17 protein-coding genes and 1 pseudogene are annotated in these 19635 nt (G+C 65.4%); 11 read left to right on the top strand and 7 right to left on the bottom strand.

The genetic code is table 11. The features are described from left to right. The first annotated feature begins 41 nt into the window (after positions 1-41). From odhB to ACT4OC_RS28650, 4 genes are all read left to right on the top strand, one after another. Complete coding sequence (gene odhB, locus ACT4OC_RS28665) at positions 42-1274, top strand: 2-oxoglutarate dehydrogenase complex dihydrolipoyllysine-residue succinyltransferase (RefSeq protein ID WP_444842424.1); 1233 nt, start codon at positions 42-44, stop codon at positions 1272-1274. Positions 1275-1348: 74 nt separating this feature from the next. Then, a complete protein-coding gene (locus ACT4OC_RS28660) occupies positions 1349-2095 on the top strand; it encodes an SDR family oxidoreductase (protein ID WP_444842423.1) in 747 nt (248 codons plus the stop codon). A 28-nt stretch (positions 2096-2123) separates the two neighbouring features. Beyond that, entirely contained in the window at positions 2124-3527 is a 1404-nt protein-coding gene (gene lpdA / locus ACT4OC_RS28655; protein WP_444842432.1) for a dihydrolipoyl dehydrogenase, read from the top strand. A 45-nt stretch (positions 3528-3572) separates the two neighbouring features. Then, entirely contained in the window at positions 3573-4103 is a 531-nt protein-coding gene (locus ACT4OC_RS28650; RefSeq protein ID WP_444842422.1) for a hypothetical protein, read from the top strand. Between the two features lie 152 nt (positions 4104-4255). Here ACT4OC_RS28650 and ACT4OC_RS28645 read toward each other — a convergent pair whose 3' ends face one another. Next, positions 4256-4855 carry a DUF4337 domain-containing protein gene (locus ACT4OC_RS28645; RefSeq protein WP_444842421.1) on the bottom strand — a complete coding sequence of 200 codons (600 nt, stop codon included), beginning with the start codon at positions 4853-4855 and terminating at the stop codon, positions 4256-4258. A 156-nt stretch (positions 4856-5011) separates the two neighbouring features. Then, a complete protein-coding gene (locus tag ACT4OC_RS28640; RefSeq protein ID WP_444842431.1) occupies positions 5012-5962 on the bottom strand; it encodes a tyrosine recombinase XerC in 951 nt (316 codons plus the stop codon). A gap of 130 nt (positions 5963-6092) precedes the next feature. On the opposite strand from ACT4OC_RS28640, the gene ACT4OC_RS28635 reads away from it, so the two are divergent. Beyond that, positions 6093-8300, top strand: a complete 2208-nt coding sequence (locus ACT4OC_RS28635) for a primosomal protein N' (protein ID WP_444842420.1) — start codon at positions 6093-6095, stop codon at positions 8298-8300. Positions 8301-8628: 328 nt separating this feature from the next. On the opposite strand, the gene ACT4OC_RS28630 is transcribed toward ACT4OC_RS28635, so the two are convergent. Beyond that, the gene (locus ACT4OC_RS28630) at positions 8629-9090 is read right to left on the bottom strand and encodes a septal ring lytic transglycosylase RlpA family protein (protein WP_444842419.1); all 462 of its coding nucleotides are present in this window, start codon (positions 9088-9090) and stop codon (positions 8629-8631) included. 640 nt (positions 9091-9730) lie between these two features. Here ACT4OC_RS28630 and ACT4OC_RS28625 point away from each other — a divergent pair. The 6 genes and pseudogenes from ACT4OC_RS28625 to ACT4OC_RS28600 all read left to right on the top strand — a co-directional run. Continuing rightward, the gene (locus tag ACT4OC_RS28625) at positions 9731-10291 is read left to right on the top strand and encodes a F0F1 ATP synthase subunit delta (protein ID WP_444842418.1); all 561 of its coding nucleotides are present in this window, start codon (positions 9731-9733) and stop codon (positions 10289-10291) included. After that, complete coding sequence (gene atpA / locus ACT4OC_RS28620) at positions 10291-11820, top strand: F0F1 ATP synthase subunit alpha (RefSeq protein WP_444842417.1); 1530 nt, start codon at positions 10291-10293, stop codon at positions 11818-11820. Before ACT4OC_RS28625 ends, atpA begins: the two co-directional genes overlap by 1 nt. A gap of 170 nt (positions 11821-11990) precedes the next feature. Beyond that, the gene (locus tag ACT4OC_RS28615) at positions 11991-12863 is read left to right on the top strand and encodes a F0F1 ATP synthase subunit gamma (RefSeq protein ID WP_444842416.1); all 873 of its coding nucleotides are present in this window, start codon (positions 11991-11993) and stop codon (positions 12861-12863) included. 35 nt (positions 12864-12898) lie between these two features. Beyond that, on the top strand, positions 12899-14341 hold the full coding sequence (gene atpD, locus ACT4OC_RS28610) for a F0F1 ATP synthase subunit beta (protein WP_444842415.1): 1443 nt from the start codon (positions 12899-12901) through the stop codon (positions 14339-14341). A gap of 137 nt (positions 14342-14478) precedes the next feature. Then, positions 14479-14886: a F0F1 ATP synthase subunit epsilon gene (locus tag ACT4OC_RS28605; protein ID WP_444842414.1), complete on the top strand. Its 408-nt coding sequence runs from the start codon at positions 14479-14481 to the stop codon at positions 14884-14886. A 168-nt stretch (positions 14887-15054) separates the two neighbouring features. Next, positions 15055-15718, top strand: a pseudogene (locus ACT4OC_RS28600) (adenylate/guanylate cyclase domain-containing protein); the annotation flags it as partial. Positions 15719-16154: 436 nt separating this feature from the next. Here ACT4OC_RS28600 and ACT4OC_RS28595 read toward each other — a convergent pair. The 4 genes from ACT4OC_RS28595 to ACT4OC_RS28580 all read right to left on the bottom strand — a co-directional run. Next, positions 16155-16661, bottom strand: coding sequence for an RNA pyrophosphohydrolase (locus tag ACT4OC_RS28595; protein ID WP_444842413.1), 507 nt, complete (start codon positions 16659-16661; stop codon positions 16155-16157). After that, entirely contained in the window at positions 16658-17161 is a 504-nt protein-coding gene (locus ACT4OC_RS28590) for an RNA pyrophosphohydrolase (protein WP_444842412.1), read from the bottom strand. Before ACT4OC_RS28590 ends, ACT4OC_RS28595 begins: the two co-directional genes overlap by 4 nt. Before the next feature lie 96 nt (positions 17162-17257). Next, complete coding sequence (locus ACT4OC_RS28585) at positions 17258-18457, bottom strand: divergent polysaccharide deacetylase family protein (RefSeq protein ID WP_444842411.1); 1200 nt, start codon at positions 18455-18457, stop codon at positions 17258-17260. Positions 18458-18625: 168 nt separating this feature from the next. Continuing rightward, the coding region (locus ACT4OC_RS28580; protein ID WP_444842410.1) for a S41 family peptidase at positions 18626-19635 on the bottom strand (1010 nt) is incomplete at its 5' end.

Here is a 19635-nt window from a genome sequence, read left to right as displayed (position 1 = left end):
GACATCAGCGAAATGTTGCTCAAGGGTATTGAGGAAAGACCATGACTGAAATTCGCGTTCCGACGCTCGGCGAATCCGTGACCGAGGCCACCATCGGCCGCTGGTTCAAGAAGGCCGGCGAAGCCGTGGCGGTGGACGAGCCGCTGGTCGAGCTCGAGACCGACAAGGTCACGATCGAGGTGCCCGCGCCGTCCGCCGGCGTGCTCGGCGAGATCGTCGCCAAGGACGGCGAGACGGTCGCGGTCGGCGCGCTGCTCGGCCAGATCAACGACGGCGCCGCAGGTGGTGCGAAGGCCGCGCCCGCCGCCGCCAAGCCCGCCGCGGCACCGGCTGCCGCTCCGGCGCCGGCCGCGCCCAAGGCCGCTCCGTCCGATGCGCCGCTGGCGCCCTCGGTGCGAAAGCTCTCCGCCGAGAGCGGCGTCGATGCCTCGACCGTGCCCGGCTCCGGCAAGGACGGCCGCGTCACCAAGGGCGACATGCTCGCCGCCATCGAGAAGGCCGCTTCCGCTCCCACCCCGGTCAACCAGCCCGCCGCCGCCGTGCAGGTGCGCGCGCCGTCCCCCGCGGACGACGCCGCGCGCGAGGAGCGCGTGAAGATGACGCGGCTGCGCCAGACCATCGCGCGTCGCCTGAAGGACGTTCAGAACACCGCGGCGATGCTGACGACCTTCAACGAGGTCGACATGACCAACGTCATGGCGCTGCGCTCGCAATACAAGGACGTGTTCGAGAAGAAGCACGGCACCAAGCTCGGCTTCATGGGCTTCTTCACCAAGGCCTGCGTGCAGGCGCTGAAGGACATTCCCGCCGTCAACGCCGAGATCGACGGAAGCGACCTGATCTTCAAGAACTACTACCACGTCGGCATTGCGGTCGGCACCGACAAGGGCCTGGTCGTTCCCGTGGTGCGCGACTGCGACCACAAGTCGATCTCCGACATCGAGAAATCGATCACCGATTTCGGCCGGCGCGCCCGCGACGGCCAGCTCAAGATCGACGAGATGCAGGGCGGCACCTTCACCATCACCAATGGCGGCATCTACGGCTCGCTGATGTCGACGCCGATCCTCAACGCGCCGCAGTCCGGCATCCTCGGCATGCACAAGATCCAGGAGCGGCCGATGGTGGTCGGCGGCAAGATCGAAGTGCGGCCGATGATGTATCTGGCGCTGTCCTACGATCACCGCGTCATCGACGGCAAGGAAGCCGTCACGTTCCTGGTGCGCGTCAAGGAGAGCCTGGAAGATCCGGCGCGGCTGGTGCTGGATCTCTGAGGCCGCTCTCGCCTCTTCAACTCCGGCCTTGCGGCCGGAGTTTTCGCGAATGGATATAACGAGCGGGGACGAATGTGACGGACAAAGTCGTTGTCATCACCGGCGGTAGCCGCGGCATTGGCCGCGCCGCCGCCATTGCCGCCGCCGCGCGCGGCTTCCGAATCGTGGTCGGCTATGCCAGCAACAAGGCGGCGGCCGACGAGGTCGTCGAGCAGATCGAGCGCAAGAACGGCAAGGCGATCGCGGTCAAGTGCGACGTCGCTCATGAGACGGACATTCTGGCGCTGTTCAAGGCGGCCGACGAATTCGGCACGCTCGGCGCGCTGGTGAACAACGCCGGGATCGTCGGGCCCTCGGCGCGGGTCGAGGACATGTCGGCCGAGCGCATCCAGCGCATGATGGCGGTCAACGTCACCGGCAGCATCCTGTGCGCGCGCGAGGCGGTGAAGCGGATGTCGACCCGCCGGGGCGGCAAGGGCGGCGTCATCGTCAATCTCTCCTCCGTCGCCTCGCGGCTCGGCGCACCCAATACCTATGTCGACTACGCCGCCTCCAAGGGCGCGGTGGATTCCTTCACCCTCGGGCTCGGCTATGAGGTGGCGGGCGAGGGCATCCGCGTCGCCGCGATCCGGCCCGGCCTGATCGACACCGACATCCACGCCTCCGGCGGCGAGCCCGACCGCGCCCATCGGCTCGCGCCGATGGTGCCGATGAAGCGCGTCGGCACGGCGGAAGAAATCGCCAACGCCATCGTCTGGCTGATCTCGGACGAGGCCTCCTATGTGACCAGCGCGATCCTCGACGTCTCCGGCGGGCGCTGATTATCCTCCCTCAGCTATCAGGACTTCCATCATGGCTTACGATCTCGTCGTCATCGGCACCGGACCCGGCGGTTACGTCTGCGCAGTTCGCGCGGCGCAACTCGGCATGAAGGTCGCCGTGGTCGAGAAGAATGCGACGCTCGGCGGCACCTGCCTCAATGTCGGCTGCATGCCCTCGAAAGCGCTGCTGCACGCTTCCGAGATGTTCGAGGAAGCCGCGCACTCCTTTGCCAAGATGGGCGTCAGCGTTTCCGCGCCGAAGCTCGATCTGCCCGCGATGATGAATTTCAAGCAGCAGGGCATCGACGGCAACGTCAAGGGCGTCGAGTTCCTGATGAAGAAGAACAAGATCGACGTCTTGATGGGAAGAGGAAAAATCCTCGGCGCCGGCAAGGTCGAGGTCACCGGCAGCGACGGCAAGGCGCAGACGGTTGAGACGAAGAATATCGTCATCGCCACCGGCTCCGACATCGCGCGGCTGAAGGGCATCGAGATCGACGAGAAGCGCATCGTGTCCTCGACCGGCGCGCTGTCGCTGGAGAAGGTGCCGGGCAAGCTTCTGATCGTCGGCGCCGGCGTGATCGGGCTCGAGCTCGGCTCGGTGTGGAACCGCCTCGGCTCCGAGGTCACCGTGGTGGAATTCCTCGACCGCATCCTGCCCGGCATGGACGGCGAGGTCGCCAAGCAATTCCAGCGCATGCTCGAAAAGCAGGGCTTCAAGTTCAAGCTCGGCGCCAAGGTCGCCGCGGTCGACACCTCGGGCAAGACGCTGAAGGCGAGCGTGGAGCCGGCGGTGGGCGGCGCTGCGGAAGCGATTGAAGCCGACGTCGTGCTGGTTTGCATCGGCCGCGTGCCCTACACCGACGGCTTGGGCTTGAAGGAAGCCGGCGTCGCGCTCGACAATCGCGGCCGTGTGCAGATCGACAAGCATTTCGCCACCAGCGTGAAGGGCGTCTACGCCATCGGCGACGTCGTCGCGGGCCCGATGCTGGCGCACAAGGCCGAGGATGAGGGCGTGGCCTGCGCGGAAATCCTTGCAGGGCAGGCCGGCCATGTGAACTACGATGTCATCCCGGGCGTCGTGTATACAACGCCGGAAGTGTCCTCCGTCGGCAAGACCGAGGAAGAGCTGAAGCAGGCCGGCATCGCCTACACGTCCGGAAAATTCCCGTTCACCGCCAACGGGCGCTCCAAGGTCAACCAGACCACCGACGGTTTCGTGAAGGTTCTCGCTGATGCGAAGACCGACCGCGTGCTTGGCGTGCACATCGTCGGCCGCGAAGCCGGCGAAATGATTCAGGAAGCGGCGGTTCTGATGGAATTCGGCGGCTCGGCGGAGGATCTGGCGCGCACCTGCCACGCCCATCCGACCCGTTCCGAGGCCATCAAGGAAGCCGCGCTTGCGGTCGGCAAGCGCGCCATCCATATGTGACCGCGGAGGCGGCTCGGGGCAACTCTGGCCGTCGGGATTGCATCGATGCTGCGTCGTCTCGCTCAACCGTTCTGGGTCCTGCTTGCGATCATCTTCCTGATCGAGGCATGGCTGTGGGATCATCTCGAGCCCATCGTCGAGAAGATCGTCGCCTGGATTCCGCTGCGCCAATTCAAGCAGTGGCTTTCCGAGCGCATCGACGCGTTGTCGCCGGCGATGACGCTGATCGTCTTCGCGGTGCCCGTCATTCCGCTGTTTCCGCTCAAGCTGTTCGGGCTGTGGCTGCTCGCGCATGAGTATTGGGCGACAGCGGTCTTCGTCCTCGTGTTTGCCAAGTTTGCCGGCGTCGGCATCACCGCCTTCATCTTCGACGTGACGCGCGAGAAACTCCTGGAGATGCGCTGGTTCGAGGTGACCTACGATTTCATCATGATGCTGCGCGAGAAGGCGAAGGCGCTGGTCGCGCCGATCAAGCAGCGCATCCGCGAAATCCTGCGCGGCGACGGCGAAGGCTGGTCGGCCCGCACGCTGCGCCTGATCGCCCGCTTCCGCCGCCGCGTGCACGAGGCGCGGTAGCTAGCGGTGTCATCGCCCGCTTCAAGCGGGCGATCCAGTATTCCAGAGCCGTAGGGTGGGCAAAGCGAAGCGTGCCCACCTTTCTTGCGTCGGTGCCAAGGAAGGTGGGCACGGCGCAAGTGCGCCTTTGCCCACCCTACGATTCTATTTGCTCAATGCAGATGCAGCGCGTGCAGCAGATGCGGCCAGAACAGGCCGAAGCCGCCCATCGCGATTCCCGCCAGCAGCAGCGCGCCCGACAGCCAGGCCAGCCAGATCATGCCGGTGATGATGGTCGCCGACGCCAGCACGATGGCGATCTGGAACATCGCGGACGCATATTCGTAATGGTGGTACTTGTCGGTCGCCACGTCGCGCGCGGCTTCGGCCTGCTTGGCGCGCTTGGCGAGTTGCTCCGATCCCTCGCCGGTGTCCGGCTCGTTGCGGTAGCGCGCCGCCGTCTTGGTCCAGTCGTCGATCTGCTTGGCCAGCGCGGCCTTGGCGGCTTCGTCGGTGGTGGTGCCGAGCGCGAGCTTGCCCTGTTCGGCCGCGGTCTGGATCTGGGTGCGCCGGATGCTCTTGGCCTGGAAGAAGGCCCAGAGGTTGGACGCCTCGACGTTCTTGCTGAGCGATTCGGTCTGCGCGCCCTTGCCGAGCATTTCCGACAGCGCCAGGAACAGGGCAATCACCGCAATCAGCAATGCGATGTTCCTGTTGGAGCTGGAAGCGTGTTCGGCATGCTCCGCGTGCTCCATGCTCTCATGTGCGCCCATAAATCCCTCCAGGTGAATGCGTCGCGCCACGATTGGCCGAACAATGTGGCGCGCGCAAGGGGGTGCCATAGTGTTTTCAAGCGGGATGGGCACCGGTTCGCGTCAGGAAAACACGTCAACGCTAGGATGTGCGGTCAGCCGTGTGACGGGGATATGTCAGCGGCGCGGATGGGCGCTGCGGTAGACTTCCAGCAGCCGCTCGCTGTCGATGCCGGTATAGATTTGCGTGGTCGAGAGCGAGGCGTGGCCGAGCAACTCCTGGATGGCGCGCAGGTCGCCGCCGCGGGATAATAGATGCGTGGCAAAGGAGTGCCGCAGCGCATGCGGCGTGGCGCTGTCGGGCAGTCCCAGCGCGCCGCGCAGCCGCTCCATCGCCAGCTGGATGATCCGTGGGCTCAAGGGTCCGCCGCGCGCGCCGACGAACATCGGCCCGGCCGGCGACAAGGACCAGGGGCAGATCGCAGCATAGTCCTCGATCAGGTGCAGCACGTTGTGCAGCACCGGCACCATCCGCGTCTTGTTGCCCTTGCCGGTGACGACCAGCACGTCGCCTTCGCCGGGTTTCGGCACGTCGCGCCGCTTCAGTCCGAGCGCCTCCGAGATGCGCAGGCCCGAGCCGTACAACAGCGCCATCACGGCGGCGTCTCGCGCCAGGATCCAGGGATCGCGCTCCTCGCCGGCGCGCTCGTCGGCGTCGGCCAGACGTTTTGCCGCCGCCATCTGGATCGGCTTGGGCAGGCTCTTGCCGACCTTCGGCGCGCGTATGGCCGAGAGCGCTCCGACCTTGCCCTTGCCCTCGCGCTCGAGGAAGCGGCCGAACGAGCGCAGGCCCGCCAGCGCCCGCATCAGCGAGCGGCCGGCGATGTCGTCGGCGCGCCGCATCGCCATGAAGGCCCTGACGTCGCTGGCCTCGATGGCGGCAAAGTTCTTCAGCGTCACCTGCCTGCCGCGGTGTTCGGCGAGGAAGGCCAGAAACTGCCTGATGTCGCGGGCGTAGGCTTCCAGCGTCTTCGGCGACAGCCGACGCTCTGCGCCGAGATGTTTTTGCCAGTGTACGATCTCGCGCGCGATGGAGCTGTCGGCGCATTCGAGCGCAAACTCTGCAATGGCTGGGTCTGGTTTCGCCAATTTGCCCTGGGCTCTGCTTGCGGAAGATCTGGGGGTATCGACGCCGTGATTCTCCTGATTATATCGCACCTTCTTCCTTTACCCTTCGCTAAGGCGGCGACTTATCTCGATGGACCACACCACGCGCACCAGTCCCTCGGCCACCTCGACCCGCGTAGTCGACGTGCTGGTGCCGGTCGCGCTGAACCAGACCTATTCCTATCGCGTGCCCCGGGGCATGGAACTGGAAGCCGGCGACGTCGTCGCCGTTCCGCTCGGCCCGCGCGAGGTGATCGGCGTGGTCTGGGCGCCGAACGAAAACCCCGATCCGCGGCTGCACAATCGCCTCAAGGACGTCGGCGAAAAGCTCGACGTGCCGCCGCTGAAGGCCGAGCTGCGCGCGCTCGTCGATTGGGTCGCCAATTACACGCTCTCGGCCCGCGGCATGGTGCTGCGCATGACCCTGCGGATGGGCGAGAATCTCGGCCCCGAGCGGGCGCGCATGGGCGTGCGCCTCGTCGGCGAGCCGCCGCGGCGCATGACGCCGGCACGGCGGCGCGTCATCGAGGTGCTCTCCGACGGCTTGCTGCATGGCAAGTCGGAGGTCGCGCGCGAGGCCGGCGTCTCCACCGGCGTGATCGACGGCCTCGTCGATGAAGGCACGTTGACGGTCGAGGTGATGCCACCGCCGCCACCGCCTCCGCCGCCCGATCCGGATTGCGCGCAGCCGGAATTCACGCGCGACCAGCGCAGCGCGGTCGACATGCTGCGCACGCTCGCCGCCAATGGCAGCTTCCATGTCGCGCTGCTCGACGGCGTCACCGGCTCCGGCAAGACCGAGGTCTATTTCGAGGCCATCGCGGAGACCATCCGCCGCGGCAAGCAGACGCTGATCCTGATGCCGGAGATCGCGCTGACCGGCCAGTTCCTCGACCGCTTCTCGCGCCGCTTCGGCGTACGTCCGATCGAATGGCATTCGGAGCTGACGCCGCGCACCCGCGCGCGCAACTGGGCGGCGATCTCCGAAGGCAAGGCACCGGTGATTGTCGGCGCGCGCTCGGCGCTGTTCATGCCCTATGCCGATCTCGGCCTCATCGTCGTCGATGAAGAGCACGACCAGGCCTACAAGCAGGATGACGGCGCGCATTTCCACGCGCGCGACATGGCGGTGGTGCGCGCCCATATCGCGAAAATTCCCATCATCCTCGCATCCGCAACACCCTCGGTCGAGAGCGAGGTCAACGCGCGCAAGGGCCGCTATCAGCGCGTGGCGCTGCCTTCGCGCTTCGGCGGCCAGCACATGCCGCATATCGAGGCCATCGATCTCAGGCGCGAGCCGCCGCCGCGCGGCCGCTTCATCTCGCCCAGGCTGGCCGAGCAAATCCAGCTTGCCGTGGAGCGGCGCGAGCAGGCGCTGCTGTTCCTCAACCGCCGCGGCTATGCGCCGCTGACGCTGTGCCGCGCCTGCGGACATCGCTTCGCCTGCACCATCTGCGACGCCTGGCTAGTCGATCACCGCTTTCGCCAGCGCCTGGTCTGTCACCATTGCGGCTTCTCGATGCCGCGCCCGCATGTCTGCCCGAACTGCGCGGCGGAAGAATCGCTCGTTGCGGTCGGCCCCGGCGTGGAGCGCCTGCAAGAGGAGGCCGCCAGCCTGTTCCCGGATGCCCGCACCATGGTGCTGTCGAGCGACCTCATCACCTCGATCGAGACCATGCGCACCGAGCTCAACGAGATCGCCGAGGGCCGCGTCGACATCATCATCGGCACCCAGCTGGTGGCGAAAGGGCACAATTTTCCGCGGCTCAATCTCGTCGGCGTGGTCGATGCCGATCTCGGCCTCAGCAACGGCGATCCGCGCGCCGCCGAGCGCACGTTCCAGCTGCTCAACCAGGTGATCGGCCGCGCGGGCCGCGACCAGGGCCGCGGTGTCGGCTACCTGCAAACCCACCAGCCCGAGCATCCCGTGATGAAGGCGCTGGTCGCGAGCGATCGCGAGGCGTTCTATGCCAGCGAAATCGAGCAGCGCGAGCGCGCCGGCTATCCCCCGTTCGGCCGCCTGGCGAGCCTGATCGTCTCCGCCGGCGACCGCCCCACCGCGGAAGGCTTTGCGCGCAAGCTGGTGTCCATCGCCCCGCTCGACGAGCGCATCCAGGTGCTGGGTCCGGCCGAAGCCCCGCTCGCGGTGATCAAGGGCCGCTACCGTTTTCGCCTGCTGGTGAAGTCGCTGCGCAATGTCGACCTGTCGGAATATTTGCGCGAATGGCTGGCGGCGGGGCCGAAGACGAAGGGCAACCTCAAGCTCGAGGTCGATGTCGATCCGCAGAGCTTTCTGTAAGGCGTAACGTCCCCCGCCGTCATTGCGAGCGAAGCGAAGCAATCCAGCTTTGCCGCTACAGGAAAGCTGGATTGCTTCCGCCTTCGCTCTCCGAGCTTCGGCGGACTCCCAGCCCTGCGTAGCTTGCGGAGCAAGCGGAGAAGGGTCGTCGCTTCGCTCCTCGCAATGACGGTGTTTGAGGCGGGCGGCTCCCGCAACAAAAAAAGCCCGCCGTCATTGGCGACGGCAGGCTCTCTTGAAGCACACAGTTTCCTGCGGCCTTACGCAACGCAACGCTTACCGAACCGGGGGCGTATTCGGAAAACGGAGCTTGTCGGCGTGGCGAGGCCTACATGACCTCGGCGGTGACGTGGCCGACGCCGGAGGAGGTCAGGCCGACCGCACGCGCGGCTCCCTTGGAGAGATCGAGCACGCGTCCCTTGATGAAGGGGCCGCGGTCGTTGATCGTGACGACGACGCTCCTGCCCCTGTGGGTAACGCGCAGCTTGGTGCCGAACGGCAGCGACCGGTGGGCGGCCGTCATGTCGTTCTCGTTGAAGCGCTGGCCCGAAGCGGTCTTGCTGCCGGACTCGTTGCCGTAAAACGAGGCGACGCCCGCGAAGCCGCCGGAGCCCGTCGGAATGGCCGCGTTCGCGTCCTTCCAGCTCGAGCTGGCGTGGTGGCGGTGGTGATGCTTCTTCGATTTCGCGGAGGCTTCAGCAAGGCCCCCGACCAGGATAGTTGCGGCGATGAGCGCAGTCGCCGAGAGCGACCGGGTTGCTCCCGGCGCCGACTTGTTGGTCTTCAGCATACTATAGTCCCTTGATAGTATTGCCACATTTGTGACAGTGGAACCCCCGTCCCAGTTGCGTTGGGTAGCCGTTTCCTTTCGCAATGCGGCATGAATTGGGCAGTAAAGCCAGATTATCTCGGGCTGAAACATCTTGTTACTAATAGGTAGGACTACGGAAAATTCCGTAACTCTTCGGCTTAACGAATACTTAACCAATTTTATACTTGGAATTACTGTATAGATCGGGCGAATGCTGCACTGCGAAGAAGTGTCGAAGTAAAACGCCAAGTGCAGGTGGACCCCGGCTTCGTTCCGGCTTGGCAGCTCCCCGGAAGTGGCATGGAACGATGGCGGGCTTGGCTGACGGTGCCCGCGACCGGCGGCGAGGACGGTGCTCCCCAAGTGAGTTTCGCAGGGCCAAAGCGTTGCTTGCCGCGGGCTGGAAAACTGCGACGGGGCAGGGCTTCCGATCACACGCGCGTCATGTTGCACCTGCGCGCTCGCCATGCTAGCTAAGCCGCGATTTTAACGATCCCGGCAAAGACTTTTGCCGGTCGAAAATCGAAGTCCCGCTTGAATTCCAAGGGCTTGGATCGCTAGGCGCCGCTGTGTGGCGACGGTTTTTCCCTTGCGAATTTGACAGCTGAAAGAGCGCGCTGTGGCTGCAGAAGATCCGTCGGTTTCCGGGGTGTCCGGTCGTTATGCAACGGCCTTGTTCGAGTTGGCGCGGGATGAAAAATCCATCGACGCCGTCAAGGCCGATCTCGATAAGTTCGAAGCCATGCTGGCCGACAGCGCCGACCTCAAGCGCCTGGTCCGCAGCCCGGTATTTTCCGCCGACATGCAGTTGAAGGCGCTGTCCGCGGTGCTCGACAAGGCCGGCATGACGGGCACGTCGGCCAAATTCCTCAAAGTGCTCACCGCCAACCGGCGCCTGTTCGCGGTGTCGGACGTGATCCGGGCCTTCCGCGCGCTGGTGGCGAAGTTCCGGGGCGAGGCGACCGCCGAGGTCACCGTCGCCGAACAGCTCAATGACAAGAATCTCGACGCGCTGAAGGCCGCACTGAAATCGGTGACGGGCAAGGACGTCGCGCTCAACGTGAAGATCGATCCTTCCATTATCGGCGGCCTGGTGGTCAAGCTCGGCAGCCGCATGGTGGATAGTTCGCTTCGCACCAAACTCAATTCGATCAAGCACGCGATGAAAGAGGCAGGCTGATGGACATCCGCGCGGCGGAAATTTCCGCGATCCTCAAGGACCAGATCAAGAATTTCGGCCAGGAAGCCGAAGTTACCGAAGTCGGACAGGTGCTGTCGGTCGGTGACGGCATCGCCCGCGTCTACGGTCTGGACAACGTCCAGGCCGGTGAAATGGTCGAGTTCGAGAACGGCACCCGCGGCATGGCGCTCAACCTCGAAACCGACAACGTCGGTATCGTGATTTTCGGCGCCGACCGCGAGATCAAGGAAGGCCAGACCGTCAAGCGCACCCGCGCCATCGTGGACACCCCGGTCGGCAAGGGCTTGCTCGGCCGCGTCGTCGACGCGCTCGGCAACCCGATCGACGGCAAGGGCCCGATCCAGGCCGACAAGCGCATGCGCGTCGACGTCAAGGCGCCCGGCATCATTCCGCGCAAGTCGGTGAGCGAGCCGATGGCCACGGGCCTGAAGGCGATCGACGCCCTGATCCCGATCGGCCGTGGCCAGCGCGAGCTGATCATCGGCGACCGCCAGACCGGCAAGACCGCGATCGCGCTCGACACCATCCTGAACCAGAAGCCGCTCAACGCGCAGCCGGACGAGAACATCAAGCTGTATTGCGTCTATGTCGCGATCGGCCAGAAGCGTTCGACCGTCGCGCAGTTCGTCAAGGTGCTGGAAGAGCAGGGCGCGCTGGAATACTCGATCGTCGTCGCCGCCACCGCATCCGACCCGGCGCCGATGCAGTACATCGCGCCGTTCACCGCCTGCACCATGGGCGAGTACTTCCGCGACAATGGCATGCATGCCGTGATCATCTATGACGACTTGTCCAAGCAGGCCGTCGCTTACCGCCAGATGTCGCTGCTGCTGCGCCGTCCGCCGGGCCGCGAAGCCTATCCGGGCGACGTGTTCTACCTGCACTCCCGCCTGCTCGAGCGCGCCGCCAAGCTCAACAAGGAGCATGGCTCCGGCTCGCTGACCGCGCTGCCGGTCATCGAAACCCAGGCCAACGACGTGTCGGCCTACATCCCGACCAACGTCATCTCGATCACCGACGGCCAGATCTTCCTGGAAACCGACCTGTTCTTCCAGGGCATCCGCCCGGCGGTGAACGTCGGTCTGTCGGTGTCGCGCGTCGGCTCCTCGGCGCAGACCAAGGCGATGAAGAAGGTCGCAGGCAAGATCAAGGGCGAGCTGGCGCAGTACCGCGAAATGGCGGCGTTCGCCCAGTTCGGTTCCGACCTCGACGCCTCGACCCAGCGCCTGCTCAACCGCGGCTCGCGCCTGACCGAGCTTTTGAAGCAGGCGCAATTCTCGCCGTTGAAGATGGAAGAGCAGGTCTGCGTGATCTGGGCCGGTACCAACGGCTATCTCGATCCGCTGCCGGTCAACAAGATCAAGGCCTTCGAGGACGGCCTTTTGTCGGTGCTGCGCGGCAAGAACGCCGATCTGCTTAACAACATCCGTGACAGCCGCGATCTCACCGACGACACCGCCGCCAAGCTGAAGTCGGTGGTCGAAGGTTTCGCCAAGTCGTTTGCATGATGCCGTCATGGCCGGGCTAAAGCGCGAAAGCGCGTCTTAGCGCAGATGTCCCGGCCATCCACGTCTTGGACGTGGAAAAGAAAGACGTGGATGTCCGGCACAAGGCCGGGCATGACGAAAGTAGGGTTTTGCGGCCTGCTCGAACGGTAGGTCGCCGGGGTGAACGAAGAATGGCTTCACTGAAAGACATGCGGGTCCGCATCGCCTCGACCAAGGCGACGCAGAAGATCACCAAGGCGATGCAGATGGTCGCGGCCTCCAAGCTGCGCCGCGCGCAGACCGCGGCCGAAGCGGCCCGGCCTTACGCCACCAAGATGGAAGCCGTCATCGGCAACATCGCCGCCGCGGCCGCGGGTTCGCCCGGCGCGCCGGCGTTGCTCGCCGGCACCGGCAAGGACCAGGTGCACCTGCTGCTGGTCTGCACCGGCGAACGCGGCCTGTGCGGCGCCTTCAACTCGGCGATCGTTCGCCTTGCCCGCGAGCACGCACAGTCGCTGATCGCGCAGGGCAAGGAAGTCAAATTGTTTTGCGTCGGCCGCAAGGGCTACGAGCAGCTCCGCCGCACCTTCGAGAAGCAGATCGTCGAGCACATCGACCTGCGCAGCGTGCGCCAGCTCGGCTTCGTCAACGCCGAGGACGTCGCCAAGAAAGTGCTGGCCCGCTTCGAGGCCGGCGAATTCGACGTTTGCACGCTGTTCTACTCGCAGTTCAAGTCCGTCATCGCGCAGGTTCCGACGGCGCAGCAGGTCATCCCGCTGGTGGTCGGCGAGGGCGGCAATGGCTCGGCGACGTCGTATGAATACGAGCCGGAGGAGGACGAGATCCTCGCCCGCCTGCTGCCGCGCAATCTCGCGGTGCAGATCTTCCGCGCGCTGCTCGAGAACAACGCCTCGTTCTACGGCGCGCAGATGAGCGCGATGGACAACGCCACCCGCAACGCCGGCGAAATGATCCGCAAGCAGACGCTGGTCTACAACCGCACGCGTCAGGCCCAGATCACCAAGGAACTCATCGAAATCATCTCCGGCGCAGAAGCAGTCTGACCGGGCACGAAATTCGGATCGAAGGAGACAGTCACATGGCTACAGCAGCCAACCAGATCGGTCGCGTTACCCAGGTCATGGGCGCCGTCGTCGACGTGCAGTTCGAAGGCCACCTGCCGGCCATTCTCAACTCGCTGGAGACCAAGAACGGCAACAACCGCCTGGTCCTCGAAGTCGCGCAGCACCTCGGCGAATCGACCGTCCGCACCATCGCGATGGACGCCACCGAAGGTCTGGTGCGCGGCCAGGAAGTCACCGACACCGGCCAGCCGATCGCGGTTCCCGTCGGTGACGGCACGCTCGGCCGCATCATGAACGTGATCGGCGAGCCGATCGACGAAGCCGGTCCCATCAAGTCCGAAGGCAGGCGCGCCATCCACCAGGAAGCGCCGACCTATACCGACCAGTCCACCGAAGCCGAGATTCTCGTCACCGGCATCAAGGTCGTCGATCTTCTTGCTCCGTATGCGAAGGGTGGCAAGATCGGCCTGTTCGGCGGCGCCGGCGTCGGCAAGACCGTGCTGATCCAGGAATTGATCAACAACGTCGCCAAGGCGCACGGCGGCTACTCCGTGTTCGCCGGCGTCGGCGAGCGTACCCGTGAGGGCAACGACCTCTATCACGAGTTCATCGAGTCCAAGGTCAACGCCGATCCGCACAATCCCGACCCGAGCGTGAAGTCGAAATGCGCGCTGGTGTTCGGCCAGATGAACGAGCCGCCTGGCGCCCGCGCCCGCGTCGGCCTCACGGGCCTGACCGTCGCCGAGCACTTCCGCGACCAGGGCCAGGTCGTGCTGTTTTTCGTCGACAACATCTTCCGCTTCACGCAAGCCGGCTCGGAAGTATCGGCGCTGCTCGGCCGTATTCCTTCGGCGGTGGGCTATCAGCCGACACTCGCCACCGACATGGGCGCGCTGCAGGAGCGCATCACCACCACCCACAAGGGCTCGATTACCTCGGTGCAGGCGATCTACGTTCCGGCCGACGACTTGACCGACCCGGCGCCGGCGACCTCGTTCGCGCACTTGGACGCCACCACCGTGCTGTCGCGCGCGATCTCGGAAAAGGGCATCTACCCGGCGGTCGACCCGCTCGACTCGACTTCGCGCATGCTTTCGCCGCTCGTCGTCGGTGAGGAGCACTATCAGACCGCGCGCATGGTCCAGCAGGTGCTGCAGCGCTACAAGTCGCTGCAGGACATCATCGCCATTCTCGGCATGGACGAGCTGTCCGAAGAGGACAAGATTGCGGTGGCGCGCGCGCGCAAAATCGAGCGCTTCCTGTCGCAACCGTTCTTCGTGGCCGAAGTCTTCACCGGCTCGCCCGGCAAGTTCGTCGACCTCGCCGACACCATCAAGGGCTTCCGCGGCCTTTGCGAAGGCAAGTATGACCACCTGCCGGAAGCCGCCTTCTACATGGTCGGCACCATCGAAGAGGCGGTCGAGAAGGGCAAGAAGCTCGCCGCCGAGGCAGCCTAACTCTGATGTGTCATTGCCGGGCGAAAGCGCGAAGCGCGTCTTTGCACTGAGACCCGGCAATCCATCGAAAGAGAAGTTTTTGTTTGATGGACCCGCGGGTCAAGCCCGCGGGTGACGATGGAAAAAGCGGATAGACCATGGCCACCTTCCACTTCGATCTCGTCTCTCCTGAAAAGCTCGCCTTCTCCGGCGAGGTGGATCAGGTCGACATTCCCGGCATGGAAGGCGATTTCGGCGTGCTCGCCGGCCACGCGCCGGTCGTCGCGGCAGTCCGCCCCGGCATCCTGACCGTCAGCGTCGGCGGTCGGCACGAGAAGATCATCGTGCTCGGCGGGCTTGCGGAAGTGTCGGACAAGGGCCTCACCGTGCTCGCCGACGTCGCGACCTCGATGGAGGATCTCGATCGCGCCAAGTTTGCCGAGACCATCGCGGAGATGGAAGAGAAGCTCAAGGAGCACGAGGGCGACGAGCTCGATCAGGCCATCGAGCGGCTCGATCAATTCAAGAGCATCCAGGGCCAGCTCCAGTCCACGGCCATGCATTGAGCCCCGGCTCGTTTTTCGGAACGGCGCATTCGCGGGCGTGACGTCCGCCGGTTGCGAAAAGTCCAATCCGATCAGTCTCCGGCGCCGGTCATCAGCCCTCCTTGGGCCGTTGCGCGTGACGTCGACTGGCGGCATTCTGCAGGCAATTTATTGCCAGGGCTGCCTTTCATTAAGCGCAAGATCGCGGCGATTTTTGCGGCCGATATTGCCAGTTACAGCCGACTCGTCGCCGAGGATGAAGAGGAGACGCTGCGCCGGCTTGCCTCTTACAGGCAGGTGACCGACGATTTCATCGCCAAGTGCCGCGGGCGCATCTTCAACACTGCCGGAGATGCGGTGCTGGCGGAATTTCCCAGCGCCGTCGAGGCCGTTCGCTGCGCCATCGACATCCAGGAGAGCCTGCGCACCCGCAACATGGCCTATCCGCCGAGCCGGCAGATGGCGTTCCGCATCGGCATCACCATCGGGGACGTGGTCGAGCGCGACGGCGACCTCTTAGGGGACGGCGTCAACATCGCCGCGCGCCTGGAGAGCCTCGCCGAAGTCGGCGGCATCTGCGTGTCGCGCGCCGTGCACGAGCAGGTCGCCAACAAGCTGTCGGTGCAGTTCGCCGACATCGGCGCGCAGGAAGTCAAGAACATCCCGAACCCCGTGCACGCCTTCTTGGTGGCGATGCGGCGTGAGGACGGCACTTACGCCAAACCGCAGGTGAAGAAGCCCGCCGGGGCATCGGCGCCGCCGAACTGGATGTGGCCGCTGGCGGTGACCGTGGTCAGTCTCGCGGCCATCGGCGTCGGCGGCTTTCTCTATTTCACCAAGCTGGAGATGACGCCCGCCGCCGCGATCGCCCCGGCAGCGCGGGATGGCGTCGTGCGCAAGCTTGCCGAGGCCACGTCCGGCTGGAATGCGATCGCCGTCGGCGCCGCAGGCCGTCCCGGCGTGTCGGTGAGAGCCGCAACCGAGCAGAACGCCATCAACGAAGCCCTCGCCAATTGCGTCAAGTCCGACAGCTGCCATGTCATCGCGATCGGCCCGTTCGCGGTCGGGTCGAATTAGACCGTGACGAGATCAGGTTGAGCTGGCGCGGCATCGGGGGTTCACCTCTCCCCGCAAAAGAGCGGGGAGAGGTGCTTCCGATGCCGCGTAACCGAATTTCATCTCGCTCTAGCTGGGTTAGCGAACGGAGGCGCCGGGCACTGTCCTACTTTGCATGGGGTTGTTTTCGCGATTTTTGATCCAGCGCCGTGCGGGTGCAAAAGGTTGCGCGCCTAGTCCCCAGCGAATTTGGCGAACAGTCCGGCCACCGTTCGATACACCTCGCGGCGAAACGGCACCACAAGATCGGCGACCCGGTCGAGCCGTTCCCAGCGCCAGGCATCGAATTCAGTGGGCTGGCCGCCTCGCGGGGTCAGCGGATCGATCTCGCTCTCCGATCCCGTGAAGCGCAGCGCGAACCATTTTTGCCGCTGGCCGCGGAATCCGGCGAGGCGGTGCGAGGCCGGTCCGTCGTAGGGCGGGAATTCGTAGGTCATCCAGTCCGTCTCGCCGAGATATTCGGCGGAGACCGCACCCGTCTCCTCCCAAAGCTCGCGCATCACGGCGGTCCGCGGATCCTCCTGCGCATCGATGCCGCCCTGCGGCATCTGCCATTCCAGCCCCGGCAGGATGATTTCCGGCCCGTCGTCCTTGAAGCGGCGGCCGATCAGCACGCGGCCGCCGGCATTGAACAGCGCGACGCCGACGTTGGGGCGATAGCGTTTCTCGGAGGGCTTCACTTCCCCACAAGCCTGGCAAATTCCTTCACCACCCGCTCATAGACCGGCCGCTTGAAGGGGATGATCAGCTGCGGCAGGTTTTTCATCGGCTCCCAGCGCCAGCTGACGAACTCGGCCTTGTGACCGCCGCCGGGACTCTCGACGTTGATCTCGCTGTCCTTGCCGGTGAAGCGTGCGGCGAACCATTTCTGCCGCTGGCCGCGATAGCGGCCCTTCCAGGCGCGCCCGGCGATGGTGCGCGGGATGTCGTAGATCAGCCAGTCCGGGACTTCACCGAGCTTTTCCACCGAACGGATGCTGGTCTCCTCGTAGAGCTCGCGCTTGGCGGCCTCCCAGGTGTTTTCGCCGGGATCGACGCCGCCCTGCGGCATCTGCCAGACATGGTGGTCATCGACATGCTCGACGCCGCTGGCGCGCCGTCCGATGAAGACGAGCCCGTCCTGGTTGAGCAACATCATGCCGACGCAGGTCCGGTAGGGCAGATCCTCGTAGCGCGCCATTCCGTCAGGGCTCCAGACTATCAGACAGGCAAAGCCAGGGGACCTTGCAGATGCGGCCAACGGCCTGATTACGGGCCGATCCGGTGCGGATCATGCCTAGTTCGATTTTGATTTCAGCATCGCGGTTGTCAATGGCACCAGCATGATGCCGCGGCCCTCCAGGGCCTTGCTCCAGGCCGCAAGCCGCTCGATCGAAATCGGCAGCGCCGAGGCGATGCCGACCGCAGTGCCGCGCTCCCTTGCGATGGTTTCGAGCTTCGCCAGCGCGCGGTCGATCTCGAGCGTGGTGGGAACGGCGTCGATGGTGAGGTCGGCTTTGGCAAACGGCATCGCCTGGCCCGCCGCCAGCGAGGCCGCGACGCTGCGCGGCGCCGAGCCGTCGTCGAAATAGCCGAGGCCCCGTTTGGCCGCCTCGCGGACGACCGGCTGCATGACGTTGTCCGACACCACGAAGCGCGCGCCCATGAAATTGGCAATGCCGGCATAGCCCTGGAAGCGGCTGAAGTGCCAGTGCAGCCGGTCGAGATTCTGTTCGGCGCCGAGCGTCGACAGCAGCGTCTGCGGCCCCGGGTCGTTGTCGGGATAGTCGAACGGCTCCATCGGCACCTGCAGCAGGATCTCGTGCCGCTGCGCCCGCGCCCGCTCCGCGAGCTTGGTGGGATCGGCGCCGTAGGGCGTGAAGGCCAGGGTCACCGCCGGAGGCAGCTTCATGATGGCGTCCACCGTCTTGGCGGCGCCGACGCCGAGCCCGCCGACCACCACGGCCACCACCGGCATCCTGGCGGCCCTGGCGCGGTCGGCCTCGGCTGCATAGACCGTGAACGGCTTCAGCCCGTCGGCCATCACGGGGATCATGCCGTAGCGGCCTTTCTCGAGAAGGCGCTGGTCGATGCCGGCCATGGGAACGGCCGCCGCCTCGCCGCCGCCCTTGGCAGCATCGCCGCCGACCACGAAATCCTGCCGCTTGCCGCTGGAGCCGTCGATGATGGTGACGGTCTGTTGCCCGCCGGGGGCCGCCTGCTGCTTGGCCGGCGCCTTGTCGCCCGCAGCCGAGGGCGGCGCCGCAGCCGCCTTCTCGGCCTCCGGAGCGGGCTGGCGCAGCACGATCCTCGCCTTCGGCTCACCTCCCAAGGGGTCGTCGGTGAACAGGGCGAAGCCGATGAAGCCGACCAGAAACAGGCCGAGCAGCATGGCGAGCGCCTGCATCGCCGTGAACGGCAGGCGGAACCGGCGCCGCTTCCGCGCAACCGTTCCCTGTCCGAGCGGTGTGCTCAGATCATCGGCCGCTTCAGCCATCAATCTCCCCGAATCACCGCCCGCGAAGATACCACGGCAAGGCCAAATCGCGGCGGTTCCACGGCGCCGTGGCGGTACGGGTCAGAATGATCGTGGACTGAATTCATCCGCCAAAATGAAAGGGCGGCCCGCAGGCCGCCCTTTCGCAAATCTCGATGACCGAAAGCGTCAGTTCGCCGCCTTGGTGGGAGGTTTGTCGGTGGTCGTGGGCCCGGTGGCGGTGGCCTTGATGCCATGCAGCAGGTCGGCCGCGGTCTTCAGCGCCTTGTCGTCCTTGGCGTCCGGCGGGACGTAGGACTGCGAGCCGGTCTTCTCGTCGCCGTCGTTCTTCAGATGGCCGCGCAGCGAAGCCTCGCCCTTGGTGTCGGTGCGCGCCTTCAATTCGTCCGGCACGTCCTGCAGCACCTCGATGTCGGGCACGATGCCCTTGGCCTGGATCGACTTGCCCGACGGCGTGTAGTAGCGCGCGGTGGTGAGCCGCAGCGCGCCGTTGCCGCTGCCGAGCGGGATGATGGTCTGCACCGAGCCCTTGCCGAACGAGCGCGTACCGACCAGCGTCGCGCGCTTGTGGTCCTGCAATGCGCCGGCGACGATTTCCGACGCCGAGGCCGAGCCGCCATTGATCAGCACGATGACCGGCTTGCCCTTGGTGAGGTCGCCGGCATGCGCGGCGCGGCGCTGCGTCTCCTCGGCATTGCGGCCGCGGGTGGAGACGATCTCGCCGCGCTCGAGGAACGCGTCGGAGACGGTGACGGCTTCCTCGAGCAGGCCGCCCGGGTTGTTCCTGAGGTCGATGATGAAGCCCTTCAGCTTGTCGGCGCCGATCTGGTTGGCGAGATTGTTGACCTCGCGCTTCAGGCCTTCGGTGGTCTGCTCGTTGAAGGTGGTGACGCGGATATAGGCGATGTCGTCCTGCTCGACGCGGGCGCGCACCGAACGGACGCGGATGTTGTCGCGCACCAGCGTCACCTCGATCGGACTGTCCTTGCCCTTTCGGATGATCTTCAGCCGGATCTTGGTGTTGACCGGTCCGCGCATCTTCTCGACGGCCTGGTTCAGGGTCAGGCCCTGCACCTGCTCGTCGTCGAGCTGGGTGATGATGTCGTTGGCGAGAATGCCTGCCTTCGATGCCGGCGTGTCGTCGATCGGCGAGACCACCTTGATCAGGCCGTCTTCCA

The organism is Bradyrhizobium sp. (assembly GCF_052389815.1).
In the GTDB taxonomy this organism is placed as follows: domain Bacteria; phylum Pseudomonadota; class Alphaproteobacteria; order Rhizobiales; family Xanthobacteraceae; genus Bradyrhizobium.
This window is presented reverse-complemented; position numbering and strand designations above follow the sequence as displayed.

Excerpts from the sequence above, each read along its gene's own strand:
- ACT4OC_RS28635 (WP_444842420.1), top strand. The coding sequence starts at position 6,093 with ATGGACCACACCACGCGCACCAGTCCCTCGGCCACCTCGACCCGCGTA.
- atpA (WP_444842417.1), top strand. The coding sequence starts at position 10,291 with ATGGACATCCGCGCGGCGGAAATTTCCGCGATCCTCAAGGACCAGATC.
- ACT4OC_RS28605 (WP_444842414.1), top strand. The coding sequence starts at position 14,479 with ATGGCCACCTTCCACTTCGATCTCGTCTCTCCTGAAAAGCTCGCCTTC.
- ACT4OC_RS28630 (WP_444842419.1), bottom strand. The coding sequence starts at position 9,090 with ATGCTGAAGACCAACAAGTCGGCGCCGGGAGCAACCCGGTCGCTCTCG.
- ACT4OC_RS28645 (WP_444842421.1), bottom strand. The coding sequence starts at position 4,855 with ATGGGCGCACATGAGAGCATGGAGCACGCGGAGCATGCCGAACACGCT.
- ACT4OC_RS28615 (WP_444842416.1), top strand. The coding sequence starts at position 11,991 with ATGGCTTCACTGAAAGACATGCGGGTCCGCATCGCCTCGACCAAGGCG.
- atpD (WP_444842415.1), top strand. The coding sequence starts at position 12,899 with ATGGCTACAGCAGCCAACCAGATCGGTCGCGTTACCCAGGTCATGGGC.
- ACT4OC_RS28590 (WP_444842412.1), bottom strand. The coding sequence starts at position 17,161 with ATGGCGCGCTACGAGGATCTGCCCTACCGGACCTGCGTCGGCATGATG.
- ACT4OC_RS28650 (WP_444842422.1), top strand. The coding sequence starts at position 3,573 with ATGCTGCGTCGTCTCGCTCAACCGTTCTGGGTCCTGCTTGCGATCATC.
- ACT4OC_RS28585 (WP_444842411.1), bottom strand. The coding sequence starts at position 18,457 with ATGGCTGAAGCGGCCGATGATCTGAGCACACCGCTCGGACAGGGAACG.
- odhB (WP_444842424.1), top strand. The coding sequence starts at position 42 with ATGACTGAAATTCGCGTTCCGACGCTCGGCGAATCCGTGACCGAGGCC.